This window comes from Halomonas sp. SIMBA_159, from assembly GCF_046536035.1.
GTDB classification, from domain to species: Bacteria; Pseudomonadota; Gammaproteobacteria; order Pseudomonadales; family Halomonadaceae; genus Vreelandella; species Vreelandella venusta_A.
The window spans coordinates 1-236 of record NZ_JAWJBT010001625.1 but is presented as its reverse complement, the minus strand read 5'-3'; the positions used below and the strand labels follow the sequence as shown (position 1 = coordinate 236).

The window sequence follows — 236 nt, the reverse complement described above, 5'->3', positions numbered from 1 at the left end:
CGAAGGCCAGCCCGGCGACGCCCGCGGCGATCAGCAGTGCATCCGAGAGGGCGCAGATGATCACGACAGGCAGGCCATGCTCGCGGCGGATGCCCTGGCGCAGCACGAAGACGTTCTGAGCCCCGATGGCGTCGATCAAGGAGAGACCGAGGCCGAGGCCAGCGAAGACGCAGAGCATGGTTCCACGCCAGACAGCACCACCCATCCGCACCAGCGAGGAATCCTACCGAACCATT

General features: G+C 66.1%; 1 protein-coding gene. It reads right to left on the bottom strand.

Features of this window, described 5'->3' with window-relative positions; translation table 11 throughout:
- Window positions 1-178 (bottom strand): LysE family transporter (locus R0J87_RS24710; protein ID WP_498889677.1); only part of this gene is annotated, 178 nt, incomplete at its 3' end.
- Window positions 179-236: the final 58 nt, after the last annotated feature.